Origin of the sequence: Mycobacterium sp. SMC-18 (genome assembly GCF_045310895.1) — a bacterium.
Lineage (GTDB): Bacteria > Actinomycetota > Actinomycetes > Mycobacteriales > Mycobacteriaceae > Mycobacterium.
Window position 1 is genome coordinate 198,613 of the sequence record NZ_JBJIAL010000004.1, and the last position, 15,309, is coordinate 213,921.

Genomic DNA, 15,309 nt, shown 5'->3' on the forward strand with positions numbered 1-15,309 from the left:
GCAAACGTCTGAACTATCAAACCAAATGGAGAGGAAATCATGACAGCTCCGGAAAGTGGCGCCCTGACTGCAGATTTCGATCTGATGACGGGGATCGCCGGCAAGGTCGAGGTCCGCAACGAGGAGATTCGGGCCATGCTCGGCAACTTCATCGGGCAGATGACGGCCATCCCGCCGACGGTGTGGGGCGGTGCCGCGGCGACCCGATTCCAGGACGTGGTGAACCGGTGGAACGGCGAATCGATGAAACTGCACGCGTCACTGCAACGGATCGCCGAAACCATCCGCTCGAACGCGGCGGTGCTGAGTCAGGCGGCCGACTCCCATGCCCAGCGCATCGGCGCCACCGGCCACGCGATCTGACGGGACAAGGCACATGCAACCGGCACTGTCGTACCACTTCGGCGAGATCGAATTCACCGTCCGCCAACAAATCCATGCCACGTCGGCGCGGATGAACACGTCGCTGGAAGAGCTCCGGCACCTCGTCGCGCCGCTGCAGCAGACGTGGACGCGCGAGGCGGCCGAAGCCTTCCAAGCCGAGCAGGCCCGCTGGAACCAGTCGGCGGCCGCGCTCAACGACATCCTGCACAGCCTCGGCAACGCCGTCCGTGACGGCGCCGACGACATCGCCGCCACCGACCGGCGTGCGGCGGGCGATTGGGTCTTCTAGCCCACCCAAGCCCTGTGCGGTCCTGCCCCTGGAAGGAGAGCCGGGGGCGGGGCCGCACAGTCGTAGCCGCGCCGGGGCCCAACGCGTGTCCTGGAACACCCAGGTCGACTACCCTGGCGGCCACGCAGGTGTGTATCCGACCTGCGAGGAGTGTGAGTGTCGTGGGAACCAGCCGCACCGAGGGGTCGCCGGCCGGCTCCACGCTGCGCGCAGTACACCAGCGGTTCGTCACCGGCGAGATCGACGCCCAGCACCTGGACCCCGCTGCCGTCCGTCCCGTCATCGCCGACAGCTGGCGCCGCAGCCTGGCCACGGGCGTGGACCCGGACCTGGGCGGCGCGCAGTTCACGCCCGTCGTACCCAAGACCCTGGACCAGCTCCGCGCCGAACAACCCATCGCCGCCGCGTTGCCGGTGATCCGGAAACTCCTGGTGGAGGACGCCGAGGACAGCGGTGTCATGGTGGCGGTGGCCGCCGCCGACGGCACCCTGCTGTGGGTCGAGGGCGACAAGACGGCCCTGGGCCGCGGCGAGGCCATGAACTTCGTGCCGGGCGCTGACTGGAGTGAGCGCAGCGCCGGCACCAACGCCCCGGGCACCGCGCTGGCGCTGGACCGCGAACTGCAGATCCACGGCTCGGAGCACTTCGCCCGGCTGGTGCAGCCCTGGACCTGCACCGCGGTGCCGGTGCACGACCCGACGACGGGCGAGCTCATCGGCTGCGTCGACCTGACCGGTGACAGCCAGATCGCCTCGGCCCAGACCCTGGGCCTCGTGCGCGCTACGGTGATGGCCATCGAGAACCACCTGGCCCTGCAACGGCTGCTGCAGCCGGCGCCCAACCCGGTGACCAGGGCCCGCCTGACGGTGCTCGGCGGTGACCGCCCGCGCTGGGTCGCCACCGGCGACGACGGACAACCGCGCCAGCACACCCTCAGCGGCCGGCACGCCGACATCCTGGTCCTGCTGAGCCGTCATCCCGAGGGTCTGAGCGCCGACCATCTCGCAATGTTGTTGGACGACAACGATCTTGACTCGGTCACCATCCGCGTCGAGATGTCCCGCCTGCGCCGGGTCATCGGCGCACAGTACGTGGCGTCGCGGCCGTACCGGCTACTCACCCCGATCGACAGTGACGTCGCCGACGTCTTCGCCGCGCTGCACCGCGGCGATGTCGATGCCGCGCTGTCCCACTACTCGGGTGCGCTCCTGCCGCAGTCGGTGTCGCCGGCGATCGCCCGGTTACGCACCGAGCTGGGGGAGAGCCTGCGCACCGCGGTGCTGTCGGCGTCCGCGGCCGGACACGTCGGCCTCTTGCGCCGGTGGCTGGCCCTGCCCGACGGCCGTGACGATCGGCACGGCTGGCAATTGCTGCGCAACCACCCCTCGGCGGACGCCGTGGTGCGGGCGCAGGCGGTCGGGCACCTGGCGGGGCTCGACGCCGACCTCGGCTGACGGGCTTCGCTTCCACCGCGTTCAACGATGCAACTGTGTTGCAACCCACTTCTGCGTACCGTTAGTGACCAGCAGCACACCTGTGTTTGTCACCCACTGGAGGAGTGAACCCATGACTGTTTACGCGCGTCCCGGTGCCGAGGGTTCGGTGATGACCTACCCGGCCCGCTACGACAACTTCATCGGCGGCGAGTGGGTGGCACCCGCTGCCGGTCGCTACTTCGAGAACCGTACCCCGGTCACGGGTGAGGTGTTCATCGAGATTGCCCGCTCGGACGAATCCGACATCGAGAAGGCGCTGGACGCCGCGCACGCCGCCGCGCCCGCGTGGGGCAAGACCTCGCCGGCCGCCCGCGCCCGGGTGCTGAATCTCATCGCCGACCGCATGGAGGAGAACCTCGAGGCCATCGCCGTCGCCGAGTCGTGGGACAACGGCAAGCCGGTCCGCGAGACCCTGAACGCCGACATCCCGCTGGCCGTCGACCACTTCCGCTACTTCGCGGGCGTGCTGCGGGCGCAGGAAGGCTCGATCTCCGAGATCGACGACGACACGGTCGCCTACCACTTCCACGAGCCGCTCGGCGTCGTCGGCCAGATCATCCCCTGGAACTTCCCGATCCTGATGGCCGTCTGGAAGCTGGCCCCCGCGCTGGCCGCCGGCAACGCCATCGTGCTCAAGCCCGCCGAGCAGACCCCGGCGTCGATCATGTACCTGTTCTCGCTCATCGGCGACTTGCTGCCGGCGGGTGTTGTCAACGTGGTCAACGGTTTTGGCGTCGAGGCCGGCAAGCCGCTCGCCTCGAGCAACCGCATCGCCAAGATCGCCTTCACCGGTGAGACCACCACGGGCCGGCTGATCATGCAGTACGCCAGCCAGAACCTGATCCCGGTCACCCTGGAGCTGGGCGGCAAGAGCCCCAACATCTTCTTCAACGACATCATGGCCGCCAACGACGACTTCCAGGACAAGGCGCTCGAAGGCTTCACCATGTTCGCGCTGAACCAGGGCGAGGTCTGCACCTGCCCGTCGCGCAGCCTGATCCAGGCCGACATCTTCGACGAGTTCCTGGCGCTGGCCGCGATCCGTACCAAGGCCGTCCGCCAGGGCGACCCGCTGGACACCGAGACCATGATCGGCGCGCAGGCCTCCAACGACCAGCTGGAGAAGATCCTGTCCTACATCGAGATCGGCAAGTCCGAAGGGGCACAGCTGATCACCGGTGGCGAGCGGGCCGAGCTGGGCGGCGACCTCAACGGCGGTTACTACGTGACGCCGACGGTGTTCTCCGGCCACAACGGCATGCGCATCTTCCAGGAGGAGATCTTCGGGCCGGTGCTGTCGGTCACGTCGTTCAAGGACTACGACGACGCCATCTCGATCGCCAACAACACCCTGTACGGCCTCGGCGCCGGCGTGTGGTCGCGCAACGGCAACGTCGCCTACCGGGCGGGCCGCGACATCAAGGCCGGCCGCGTGTGGACGAACTGCTACCACATGTACCCCGCGCACGCCGCGTTCGGCGGTTACAAGCAGTCGGGCATCGGCCGCGAGAACCACAAGATGATGCTGGACCACTACCAGCAGACGAAGAACCTGCTCGTCTCCTACTCGACGAAGGCCCAGGGCTTCTTCTGATGAGCGCTCGCGCGAGGAAACGAAGCGCGTAGCTCCCACGAACCGCGAGCGCCCGCGTACCCCCCGAATGCGCGGGCGCTCGCTTCCATTTCGGTCGACGCTTTCCAAAAGCGTTCGGCGACACAATGATCAAGGCCGGCACCAGATGACTCCTGGGGGCAGGCCAGTTCGGCATCCGCCATCCCTCTTTCAGGAGTTCGCAGTGTCCATCACCAACCCACCCAGTGAGCACTCCGCTCGCGGTGTCGAAGAGCACGTCGAGAGCAACGAATACCTCGCGAAACGTCAGCTGAAGAAGGGCACGGCCGGCTGGCTGCTGCTCGCCGGCCTCGGCGTCAGCTACGTGGTGTCCGGGGACTACTCCGGCTGGAATTTCGGTCTGGCACACGGCGGTTTCGGTGGCCTCGCCATCGCCGCCGTGATCATCGCCGGCATGTACCTGGCCCTGGTGCTGGGCATGGCCGAGCTGTCCTCGGCGCTGCCGGCCGCCGGCGGTGGTTACACCTTCGCCCGTCGTGCCCTGGGTCCGTGGGGCGGTTTCGCCACCGGCACCGCGATCCTCATCGAGTACTCGATCGCCCCCGCCGCCATTGCGACGTTCATCGGCGCCTACGTGGAATCCTTGGGGCTCTTCGGGATTCACAACGGCTGGTGGGTGTATCTGGCGGCCTACGCCTTCTTCATCGGCATCCACCTGTCCGGCGTCGGTGAGGCGCTCAAGGTGATGTTCGTGATCACCGCCATCGCGCTGCTGGGCCTGGTGATCTTCGCGGTCTGTGCCATCGGCCAGTTCGATGTCTCCAACCTGACCACCATCGCGGTCGACGTCAACGCGGCCGGAGCGTCGGCGATCCTGCCGCACGGCTACCTCGGCATCTGGGCCGCCATCCCGTTCGCCATCTGGTTCTTCCTGGCGATCGAAGGCGTGCCGCTGGCCGCCGAGGAAACCGCGAACCCCGAGAAGAACGTGCCGCGCGGCATCATCGCGGCGATGACGGTCCTGCTGGTCACCTGCGCCATGGTGCTGGTGCTCACCACGGGTGTCGGTGGCGCGCAACAGATGTCGGCCTCGGGCAACCCGCTCGTCGAGGCGCTCGGTTCCGGCGTCGGTGCCAAGCTGGTCAACTACATCGGCCTGGCCGGCCTGATCGCGAGCTTCTTCTCGATCATCTACGCCTACTCGCGCCAGCTTTTCGCCCTGTCCCGCGCGGGCTACCTGCCGACCCAGCTGTCGGTGACCAACTCCCGCAAGGCGCCGACGCTGGCGCTCATCGTCCCCGGCGTCATCGGCTTCCTGCTGTCGCTGACCGGCAAGGGTGACCTGCTGCTGAACATGGCGGTCTTCGGTGCCGCCGTGAGTTACGTCCTGATGATGGTCAGCCACATCGTGCTGCGCCGCCGCGAGCCGAACATGCCGCGGCCCTACCGCACCCCGGGCGGCATCGCGACCACCGGCTTCGCGCTCGTCATCGCCGTCGTCGCGGTCATCGCCACCTTCCTGGTTGACCCCAAGGCCGTGGGCCTGTGCCTGCTGGTGTTCTGCGCCTTCATGCTCTACTTCGCGGTCTACAGCCGGCACCATTTGGTGGCAAACTCTCCTGATGAAGAGTTCGCGATGCTCGCAGAAGCCGAGGACGAGCTGAAATGAAGTACCACCAGCGGATTTCGGGGGTGAACCACACCTTCGACGGGCTTGTGGATTTGATGGCCAAGGCCACGCCGCTGCGCTCCGGTGATGAACTCGCCGGGTGCGCGGCCCACAACGACGCCGAGCGGGCCGCCGCGGCGTGGGCACTGGCCGACCTTCCGCTGGACACCTTCCTCAATGAAGCGGTGGTGCCGTACGAGACCGACGAGGTCACCCGGCTCATCATGGATTCCCATGACCAGCAAGCCTTTTCGGAAATCTCCCACCTGACGGTGGGAGGTTTCCGGGACTGGCTGCTGGACGCGGTGGCCGGCGACGACGCCGCCGCGAAGATCGCGGCCGTCGCCCCCGGCATCACACCGGAGATGGCAGCCGCGGTCTCGAAGATCATGCGGAACCAGGACCTGATCGCCGTCACCGCGGCCACTCAGGTACACGCGGCCTTCCGCAGCACCATCGGGTTGCCGGGCACCCTGGCCACGCGACTCCAGCCCAATCACCCGACCGACGATCCGCGCGGCATCGCCGCCGCCGTGCTCGACGGACTGCTGATGGGATGCGGCGACGCCGTCATCGGCATCAACCCGGCCACCGACTCGCCGCAGGCCACCGCCGACCTGCTGCACCTGCTCGACAACATCCGCAGCCGCTACGACATCCCGGCGCAGTCCTGCGTGCTTTCGCACATCACCACCACCATCGGCCTCATCGAGGCCGGCGCTCCTGTGGACCTGGTGTTCCAGTCCGTGGCGGGTACCGAGGGCGCCAACAAGGCCTTCGGTGTCGACATGGCGCTGCTGCGCGAAGGCAACGAGGCCGGCCGCTCCCTGAACCGCGGGACCGTCGGCAACAACGTCATGTACCTGGAGACCGGGCAGGGCTCGGCGCTCAGTTCGGGCGCCCACCTCGGCACCGGCGGCCGGCCCGTCGATCAGCAGACGCTGGAGACCCGCGCCTACGGCGTCGCCCGCGCGCTGGACCCGCTGCTGGTCAACACCGTCGTCGGCTTCATCGGGCCGGAGTACCTCTACGACGGCCGGCAGATCATCCGGGCCGGGCTCGAGGACCACTTCTGCGGCAAGCTGCTCGGCCTGCCGATGGGCGTCGACGTCTGCTACACCAACCACGCCGAAGCCGACCAGAACGACATGGACACCCTGCTCACGCTGCTGGCCGCGGCGGGTTGTGCCTTCGTCATCACGGTGCCCGGCGCCGACGACGTCATGCTCGGCTACCAGAGCCTGTCGTTCCACGACGTCGTGGCGGTCCGCCGGACGCTCGGTTTGAAGCCGGCTCCGGAGTTCGACGCCTGGCTCAAGAAGGTCGGTATGACCGACGACTCCGGCAAGCTGACCAAGTTCGATCTGCAGCGCTCGGCGCTGCGGGCGCTCACCGCGGCGGGATGACGATGACCGAAGATCTCGCAATCCAGGAGTTCTGGGACGAGCTCCGCAAGACCACGCAGGCCCGCATCGGGCTGGGCCGCGCCGGCAATGCGCTGCCCACCCGCGAGGTCCTCGAACTGGCCGCGGCGCACGCCGCCGCCCGCGACGCCGTCCACGAGCCCCTCGACGTCGAGTCCCTCGCGGCCCGCGTCCGGGAGATCGGCATCGGCGAACCGGCGGTGGTGCGCAGCCAGGCCGAGTCCCGCAGCGAGTACCTGCGCCGCCCCGACCTGGGCCGGCTCCCGGCCACGCCCATGGATGTTCCGGAAACCCCGGCAGACATCGGCTTCGTCCTCGCCGACGGGCTCTCGCCCTACGCGCTGGCCAAGCACGGTCCGGCGCTGCTCGCCGAGCTCGTGGCGCGGCTGGGCGACCAGTACACCCTGGCTCCGCCGGTGATCGCCACGCAGGCCCGCGTGGCCCTCGGCGACCACGTCGGCGCGGCGCAAAAGGTGCGGACCCTGCTGGTGATCATCGGGGAGCGGCCGGGCCTGTCGGTGGCCGACAGCCTGGGTATCTACCTGACGCATCTGCCGATGCCGGGCCGCACCGACGCCGACCGCAACTGCATCTCGAACATCCACCCGCCCGAGGGACTCGGCTATGCCGAGGCCGCGCGCGTCGCGGCGGGGCTGGTGTCCGGTGCCCGCGCCCTGGGCCGCTCGGGCGTCGACCTCAAGGACACCTCCCGCGACACCTCGCTCGAAGCGCCGGGCGCCGCAGAACTGACGTGACACTCACCTGACACCAGGAGAACCGTGACCCGCATGACCCGACTGGCCTCCGCAGCTGCGCTGGCCGGCCTCCTCGCCATGTCCGGCTGTAGCAGCCACGACAGCACCCCGGCAGCGCAGTCGCCCGCCACCAGCACGGCGTCGTGCCGGACGCTGGCGCAGAACTCCGCCTGGTACGGCGACAACCGGGACCGGATCGACGCCATGCTCGCCAAGCTGGGCACGTGCGGCGCCGCCGGTTCGGTGACGAAGGGTGCGCCGCTGGCGTTGTTCGACTGGGACAACACCATCGTCAAGAACGACATCGGCGACGCCACGTTCTTCTGGATGGTGCGCAACGGCAAGCTCCGAGCACCGGCCGACGGCAACTGGGCGTCCACCAGCACGTTCCTGACGCCGCCGGCCGTCACGGCCCTGAGTCGGGCCTGCGCCGCGGCCAAGCCGGGCCAGCCGATGCCCACGGACACCGACACCGCCTGCGCCGACGAACTCGTGTCGGTCTACACCGATGCCAAGACCAAGGCCGGGGAGCCCGCCTTCGCCGGGTTCAACGCCCGTCGCATGGAACCGGCGTACGCCTGGGCCGCGCAGATGCAGGCCGGCTGGCGCGAAGCCGAGGTGGTCGAGTTCGCGAAGACCGCCCGCAAGGAGAACCTCGACGCCCCGGCGGGCACCGAGCAGAAGGTCGGCAGCAGCACGCAGACCGGCTGGGTCCGCTACTACCCGCAGATGCGCGATCTCGTGGAAACCCTGCACGCCAACGGTTTCGACGTACGGATCATCTCGGCGTCGGCCGAACCGGTGGCGCGGGTATGGGCGGAAGAACTCGACATCCCGGCCGACCACGTCATGGGCGTGCGGACCGAACACGACGGCGATGTCCTGACGTCGCGCCCGGTGCCGTGCGGCGGCGAGCCCGCCATCACGTACATCGAGGGCAAGCGCTGCCGCGTCAACGAAGAGGTGTTCGGCGTGACCGGCCCCGCCGCGTTCACCCAACAGCCCGAGCCCAAGCGCGCGGCCTTCGCCGCCGGGGACTCCGACACCGACGTCACGTTCCTCACCGACGCCACCGCGCTGCGGCTGGTGCTCAACCGCAACAAGACCGAGCTGATGTGCACGGCCTACGACAACGCGGGCGGCAACTGGCTGGTGAACCCGATGTTCATCGATCCCAAGAAGCAGGCCGAACCGTACGCCTGCGCGACCAAGGGATACATCGAGCCGACGGGCGCCAAGGCGCCGTTGCACCGGCCGGACGGCAGCGTCGTGCCCGACCAGCAGGACCGGGTGTACTGACCTGAGGTCGCCGTTCGAGGCGCTCACCCGCGTTTTGACCTGCGGTGACGCACCCGGGTAAGCTCCCACGTTGGTGCGCTGCAGGCCGTCAGGCCAATGCTTCCCGGGTCACCGTCGGTCGCCGGGAATTCGCAGGTCGCGTACTTGACCGGCACCCGGATAGCACCGGGACTCAACCCGAGAAGAAGAGGTATAGCTGTGCCTACATTCACGCCGAAGGCGGGTGACACCACGCGTCAGTGGTACGTCATCGACGCCCAAGACGTGGTGCTCGGCCGGCTCGCCGTTGCAGCAGCCAACCTGCTGCGCGGCAAGCACAAGCCGACGTTCACGCCCAACTCCGATGAGGGTGACTTCGTCATCATCATCAACGCCGAGAAGATTGCCCTGTCGGGCAAGAAGCTCACCGACAAGTTTGCTTACCGTCACTCGGGTTTCCCGGGCGGTCTGAGCAAGCGCTCCATCGGCGAACAGCTGGTGAAGCACCCGACCCGCACCGTTGAGAACGCGATCGTCGGCATGCTCCCGCACAACAAGCTGTCGCGCCAGGTGCAGAAGAAGCTGAAGGTGTACGCGGGTCCTGATCATCCGCACGCCGCGCAGCAGCCGATTCCTTACGAGATCAAGCAGGTGGCCCAGTGACTGAAGTCGACGTGACTGAAGTGACCGAGTTCGAGGTGGCCGAAGAGTCGGCACCGCGCGAGCCCGTGTACATCGACCGTCCGATCCAGACCGTTGGCCGCCGCAAGGAAGCCGTCGTCCGCGTTCGTCTGGTGCCCGGCACCGGCAAGTTCAACCTGGACGGCCGCAGCCTGGAGGACTACTTCCCGAACAAGGTGCACCAGCAGCTGATCAAGGCCCCGCTGGTGACCGTCGACCGCGTCGACACGGTGGACATCTACGCCCACCTCGACGGTGGTGGCCCCTCGGGTCAGGCCGGCGCGCTGCGTCTGGCCATCGCCCGTGCGCTGATCCTGGTTCAGCCCGAGGATCGTCCGGCACTCAAGAAGGCCGGGTTCCTGACCCGTGACCCGCGTGCCATCGAGCGCAAGAAGTACGGCCTCAAGAAGGCCCGCAAGGCGCCTCAGTACAGCAAGCGCTGATCGTTTCTGCTCGTGGGCGGGCGTGTCGCAGTCTGGACACGCCCGCCTTCGGCGTTTCATGGGGTCATCTGAAGGACGAAAGAAGGTTCATGAGTCGGCTGTTCGGCACCGATGGCGTCCGTGGCGTCGCAAACCGTGATCTGACCGCGGAGTTGGCGTTGGCGCTGGGTTCAGCCGCCGCCCGCCGCCTCTGCTCGACCTCTGGCGCCGGTCGCTGCGTCGCGGTCGTCGGACGAGATCCCCGGGCCAGTGGCGAGATGCTGGAGGCCGCGGTCATCGCCGGCATCACGAGCGAGGGCGTCGACGTGCTGCGGGTCGGCGTGCTGCCGACCCCCGCGGTGGCGTACCTGACGGCGTCGTATGACGCGCAGCTCGGCGTGATGATCTCCGCCTCGCACAACCCCATGCCGGACAACGGCATCAAGATTTTCGGTACCGGCGGGCACAAGCTCGACGACGACACCGAGGACCGCATCGCCGAACTGGTCGCCGCCGGTCCGGGTACCCGGCCGACGGGCGCCGGCATCGGTCGCGTGCTCGAGGCCGCAGACGCCCTGGACCGCTACCTCACCCACGCCGCCAAGGCCGCCGTCGCACCGCTGGCCGGGCTGACGGTCGTCGTCGACTGCGCGAACGGCGCCGCCTCGACGGCCGCCCCGCAGGCATATCGAGCGGCCGGCGCCACAGTTATCGCGATCAACGCCGAGCCGACGGGCCTCAACATCAACGACGGCTGCGGCTCCACCCACATGGCGCAGCTGCAGCAGGCCGTCATCGACCACGGCGCCGACCTGGGCCTGGCCCACGACGGCGACGCCGACCGCTGTCTGGCCGTCGACGCGTCGGGCGCCCTCGTCGACGGTGACGCGATCATGGTGGTGCTGGCGCTGGCCATGCGCGACGCCGGGGAGCTGGTCTCGAACACCTTGGTGGCGACCGTGATGAGCAACCTCGGCCTGCACCTGGCGATGCGGGAGGCCGGCATCGAGGTGCGCACCACAGGCGTGGGGGACCGGTACGTGCTCGAAGAGCTGCGCGCGGGACGGTTCTCGCTCGGCGGCGAGCAGTCCGGCCATATCGTGATGCCCGAGCTGGGGACCACGGGCGACGGCATCGTCACCGGACTGCGGCTCATGTCGCGCATGGCGCAGACCGGGTCGAACCTGGCGCAGCTGTGTGCGCCCATGAAGACGTTGCCGCAGGTGCTGATCAACATCGAGGTGGCCGACAAGGCCACGGTCGCCCAGGCGCCGGCGGTGCAGACCGCGGTCGCCGAGGCCGAGGCCGAACTCGGTGACACCGGCCGAATCCTGTTGCGTCCCTCCGGAACCGAACAGGTGGTCCGGGTCATGGTGGAGGCCCCAGATGAAATCACGGCGAGGACCGTCGCGTTCCGCGTCGCCGAATCCGTCAGCGAGCAGCCTTAGCGACTACCCGGTGCGCGGCATGTGGTCGCGATAGTCGACGGCCTGGTGGACGAGCGTCAGGTCGGCGTCGTCGAGCGGGAACTGGTGTGCGCGGACGGCGTCGAGGACGGCGTCGAACCGGCGCATCACCCGGGGTGTGGTGATCCCGAACTGCGCCAGGGACGCGTCGTTGGACGGTTCCGCACCCGGCGCGCAGCCCAGCACAAAGGTGAGGATGCCGCGGTCGTACCAATCAAGGTGCATCGTTGTCTCCCTCTCCTGCAGCAACATTCAGCATTCGACGTAGTTCACCGGCACGTTGACCGCGAGGCCGCCCATCGAGGTCTCCTTGTATTTGGAGTGCATGTCGGCACCGGTGGTCCGCATGGTCTCGATGACCTGATCCAGCGAGACGTAGTGGGCTCCGTCGCCCCGTAGTGCCATGCGCGCCGCGTTGATGGCCTTGCCCGCCGAGATGGCGTTGCGCTCGATGCACGGGACCTGGACGAGCCCCTGGATGGGGTCGCAGGTGAGTCCGAGGCTGTGCTCCATCGCGATCTCGGCGGCGTTCTCGACCTGTTCCGGTGTGCCGCCGAGGATTTCGGCGAGCGCGCCGGCAGCCATCGACGCCGCCGACCCGACCTCGCCCTGGCAGCCGACCTCCGCGCCGGAGATGGACGCGCGCTCCTTGTAGAGCGAACCGATGGCGCCCGCCGTGAGGAGAAACCGCACTGCGGTGCCGTCGGGATCCTGACGGCCGGCCCGCGTGTAGTGGACGGCGTAGTGCATCACCGCGGGCACGATGCCGGCGGCGCCGTTGGTGGGCGCGGTGACGACCCGGCCGCCGGACGCGTTCTCCTCGTTGACGGCCAGCGCGACGAGATTGACCCAGTCCTCGGCGAATTCGGGCTGTTTGTTCCAGTCCTCGGCATTGAGCCGCTCGAACCAGTCCCGGGCGCGGCGGCGCACACGCATGGGCCCGGGGAGGTAGCCGTCGCGCGCGATGCCACGCACTTCGCACTCGACCATCACGTCGCGGATGTGCAGCAGCCGGGAGCGGACCTCGTCGGCGGTGCGCGTCTCGCATTCGACGGCGAGCATGAGATCGCTGATGCGGCAGTCGCGTTGGCGGCAGAGCTCCAGCAATTCCTTGGCGGAGTGGAACGACAGCGCATGCGTCGTGGCGGCCTCGGTGACGGGCTCCAGACTTTCGGCCTCGGTGACGACGAACCCGCCGCCGATGGAGAAGTAGGTCTGCACGTGCAGCTCGGCGCCGTGCGCGTCGAGTGCGGTGAGCGTCATGCCGTTGGGGTGGAACGGCAGGACGGTCAACGGGCGCAGGACCATGTCGGCCTCGGTGAGCGCGATCGGGCGTAGGCCGCCCAGCATGATGTGGCCGCTGGCCCGCATCTCCTCGACGCGCCGTTCCATGACGTCGGTCCGGATCTCCTCGGGGCGGTTGCCCTCGAGTCCGAGCAGGATGGCCGTCATGGTGCCGTGGCCGGCGCCGGTGGCGGCCAACGAGCCGTAGAGATCGACGCGGACTGCCGCGACCCCGGTGGCACCGCCGAAGGCGTCGAGGGTGTGCAGATCGTCGACGAATCGGGCGGCGGCCCGCATCGGTCCGACGGTGTGTGAGCTCGACGGACCGATGCCGACGGAGAAGAGGTCGAACACGCTGATGGTCACCTGAAGCTCCCCTTTCGAAGTCCGTAGACGGGCTGATAGACGAGTGATATATTAGTTACGCCACATACGGTAGATCAGCATTTGTACCTGGTCAAGCGGTACTTATGGGGTCGTAAACGGTGTGTGAACCACGTCCGAACCATCGGAAAGAAACGGACTCGCCCATGGCGCATCAGCTCATCGATCCGCTCCTGCAGCCCTTCCGGCTGAAGAACATGACCCTGCGCAATCGCGTGGTGAGCACATCGCACGAGCCGTCCTACACCGAAGATGGCATGCCCAAGCGCCGTTACCGGCTCTACCACGAGGAGAAGGCCAAGGGCGGCATCTCGCTGACCATGATGGGCGGCTCCGCGGTCGTCGCGCCCGACAGCCCCTCTGCCTTCGGCAATCTGCACGTCTACAAGGACGAGATCGTGCCCTGGCTCAGCGAGCTGGCCTACGGCGTCCACGAACACGGCGCCGCCGTCATGTGCCAGATCACGCACCTGGGCCGGCGCACCAGCAACTACGACGGCGACTGGCTGCCTGTGGTGTACCCGTCGGCCATCCGCGAACCCGCCCACCGGTCCTTCCCCAAGGTGGCCGAGGAATGGGACATGGACCGCATCGTCAAGGCCTACGCCGACGCCACCGCGCGGTGCCGCGCGGCCGGCCTGGACGGCATCGAACTCGAGGCCTACACCCATCTGCTCGACGCCTTCTGGTCGCCGCTGACCAACCACCGCGACGACGAGTACGGCATGGGCAGCATGGAAGATCGACTTCGCTTCCCGCTCAGGGTGATTCGCGCGGTCCGCGAGGCCGCCGGGCCGGACTTCGCGGTCGGCATCCGGATGTCACTCGACGAGGACCTGCCCGGCGGGCTGCAGTACGAGGACGGCATCGAGATCGCCAAGCGCCTGGTACCCGAGGGCATCGACTTCATCAGCGTGATCAAGGGCTACATGGCCAGTGACGAGGCGCTGTCGCGCGTCATCCCGCCGATGGGGACCCCGGTCGCGCCGCACCTGTCGTTCGCCGGGCAGGTCAAGAAGGAACTCGGCATCCCGGTCATGCATGCCTCCCGCATCAACGACGTCGCCACGGCCCGGCACGCGATCCGCGACGGTCTGCTCGACCTCGTCGGCATGACGCGTGCGCACATCGCCGACCCGCACATCGTCGCGAAAATCCAAGCCGGCGAAGAGGATCGGATTCGCCCCTGTGTCGGCGCGACCTACTGCCTCGACGAGATCTACCAGAACCGCGACGCCAAGTGCGTGCACAACCCGTCCACCGGCCGCGAAGACCGGCTGCCGCACCGCGTCGACAAGGCGTCCGGGCCGGCGCGGACGGCGGTGGTCATCGGCGCCGGGCCGGCCGGCCTGGAAGCCGCCCGCGTACTCGGCGAGCGGGGGCACCGCGTCGTGGTCTTCGAGGCCTCCGACCTGCCTGGTGGGCAGGTGCGGATCGCGTCGTCGTCACCGCGCCGGCGCGATCTGATCAGCATCATCGAGTGGCGGCTGGACGAGTGCAAGCTGCTCGGCGTCGACATCCGCACCAATCGCTACGTCGACGTCGACGAGGTGCTGGCCGAGAACCCCGACCTCGTCGTGGTCGCCACGGGCGGCGTACCGAACACCGAATTCCTCACCGAGGGCGCCAATCTCGTCACCGACGGCTGGGATGTGCTGTGCGGCGCGGTGCATCCGCGCGGTGAGGTCATGCTCTACGACGACAACGGCGGCCACCCCGGATTGGATGCCGCCGAGGTGCTGGCCCGGACCGGCGTCGACCTCGAGTTCGTCACCCCTGAGCGGACATTGGCGCCCGACGTCGGCGGCGTGAACTACCCCGGCTACTTCAAGGTGTTCGCCGAGCACGACGTGCGCGTCACGCTCAACGAGCGCCTGACCGGGGTGCGCCGCAAGGACGGTCGGCTGGAAGTGGACCTCTACAACGAATATGCGCACGCCACCCGGCAGCGCATGGTCGACCACGTCGTCGTCGAACACGGCACGCTGCCGTCCGACGAGTTGTACTTCGGCCTGGTCCCCGGCTCGACCAACCTCGGCGAAGTCGACCAGCAGGCGCTGCTCAACCTGCAGCCGCAGAACGTCGTGCGCAACGCCGACGGCGGCTACCAGCTGTTCCGCATCGGTGACGCCGTCGCCAGTCGCAACATCCACGCCGCGATCTACGACGCCTTCCGGCTCTGCCTCGTTCTCTGATCATCACCG

General features: G+C 68.2%; 14 protein-coding genes. 12 read left to right on the forward strand and 2 right to left on the reverse strand.

Annotated elements, in window-relative coordinates; all coding sequences use genetic code 11:
• Positions 1–39: 39 nt before the first annotated feature.
• From ACJH6J_RS05470 to glmM, 11 genes are all read left to right on the forward strand, one after another.
• A complete protein-coding gene (locus ACJH6J_RS05470; RefSeq protein ID WP_318987040.1) occupies positions 40–363 on the forward strand; it encodes a WXG100 family type VII secretion target in 324 nt (107 codons plus the stop codon).
• 13 nt (positions 364–376) lie between these two features.
• Positions 377–673 (forward strand): WXG100 family type VII secretion target, encoded by a 297-nt coding sequence (locus ACJH6J_RS05475; protein WP_020101486.1) that lies wholly within the window; start codon positions 377–379, stop codon positions 671–673.
• Between the two features lie 161 nt (positions 674–834).
• The gene (locus ACJH6J_RS05480; RefSeq protein ID WP_406803636.1) at positions 835–2,127 is read left to right on the forward strand and encodes a GAF domain-containing protein; all 1,293 of its coding nucleotides are present in this window, start codon (positions 835–837) and stop codon (positions 2,125–2,127) included.
• A gap of 112 nt (positions 2,128–2,239) precedes the next feature.
• On the forward strand, positions 2,240–3,763 hold the full coding sequence (adh, locus tag ACJH6J_RS05485; RefSeq protein WP_064859816.1) for an aldehyde dehydrogenase: 1,524 nt from the start codon (positions 2,240–2,242) through the stop codon (positions 3,761–3,763).
• A gap of 202 nt (positions 3,764–3,965) precedes the next feature.
• Complete coding sequence (gene eat, locus ACJH6J_RS05490) at positions 3,966–5,411, forward strand: ethanolamine permease (RefSeq protein ID WP_212806888.1); 1,446 nt, start codon at positions 3,966–3,968, stop codon at positions 5,409–5,411.
• Complete coding sequence (locus ACJH6J_RS05495) at positions 5,408–6,817, forward strand: ethanolamine ammonia-lyase subunit EutB (RefSeq protein WP_212806887.1); 1,410 nt, start codon at positions 5,408–5,410, stop codon at positions 6,815–6,817. Before eat ends, ACJH6J_RS05495 begins: the two co-directional genes overlap by 4 nt.
• The gene (gene eutC / locus ACJH6J_RS05500) at positions 6,814–7,590 is read left to right on the forward strand and encodes an ethanolamine ammonia-lyase subunit EutC (RefSeq protein WP_020101491.1); all 777 of its coding nucleotides are present in this window, start codon (positions 6,814–6,816) and stop codon (positions 7,588–7,590) included. The genes ACJH6J_RS05495 and eutC overlap by 4 nt, the downstream gene beginning before the upstream one ends.
• A 33-nt stretch (positions 7,591–7,623) precedes the next feature.
• Positions 7,624–8,889: an HAD family hydrolase gene (locus ACJH6J_RS05505; RefSeq protein ID WP_371824482.1), complete on the forward strand. Its 1,266-nt coding sequence runs from the start codon at positions 7,624–7,626 to the stop codon at positions 8,887–8,889.
• A gap of 198 nt (positions 8,890–9,087) precedes the next feature.
• Positions 9,088–9,531 (forward strand): 50S ribosomal protein L13, encoded by a 444-nt coding sequence (gene rplM, locus ACJH6J_RS05510; protein ID WP_061007206.1) that lies wholly within the window; start codon positions 9,088–9,090, stop codon positions 9,529–9,531.
• 20 nt (positions 9,532–9,551) lie between these two features.
• A complete protein-coding gene (gene rpsI / locus ACJH6J_RS05515) occupies positions 9,552–9,992 on the forward strand; it encodes a 30S ribosomal protein S9 (RefSeq protein WP_406803666.1) in 441 nt (146 codons plus the stop codon).
• A gap of 89 nt (positions 9,993–10,081) precedes the next feature.
• Entirely contained in the window at positions 10,082–11,419 is a 1,338-nt protein-coding gene (gene glmM, locus ACJH6J_RS05520; protein WP_212806885.1) for a phosphoglucosamine mutase, read from the forward strand.
• Between the two features lie 3 nt (positions 11,420–11,422).
• Here glmM and ACJH6J_RS05525 read toward each other — a convergent pair whose 3' ends face one another.
• Both ACJH6J_RS05525 and ACJH6J_RS05530 read right to left on the reverse strand, forming a co-directional pair.
• Positions 11,423–11,662, reverse strand: coding sequence for a hypothetical protein (locus ACJH6J_RS05525; protein ID WP_406803637.1), 240 nt, complete (start codon positions 11,660–11,662; stop codon positions 11,423–11,425).
• 27 nt (positions 11,663–11,689) lie between these two features.
• A complete protein-coding gene (locus tag ACJH6J_RS05530; protein ID WP_406803638.1) occupies positions 11,690–13,087 on the reverse strand; it encodes an L-serine ammonia-lyase in 1,398 nt (465 codons plus the stop codon).
• A gap of 164 nt (positions 13,088–13,251) precedes the next feature.
• Between ACJH6J_RS05530 and ACJH6J_RS05535 the strand changes: the two genes are divergently transcribed.
• The gene (locus ACJH6J_RS05535; protein WP_212806882.1) at positions 13,252–15,300 is read left to right on the forward strand and encodes an NADH:flavin oxidoreductase; all 2,049 of its coding nucleotides are present in this window, start codon (positions 13,252–13,254) and stop codon (positions 15,298–15,300) included.
• The last annotated feature ends 9 nt before the right edge of the window (positions 15,301–15,309 follow it).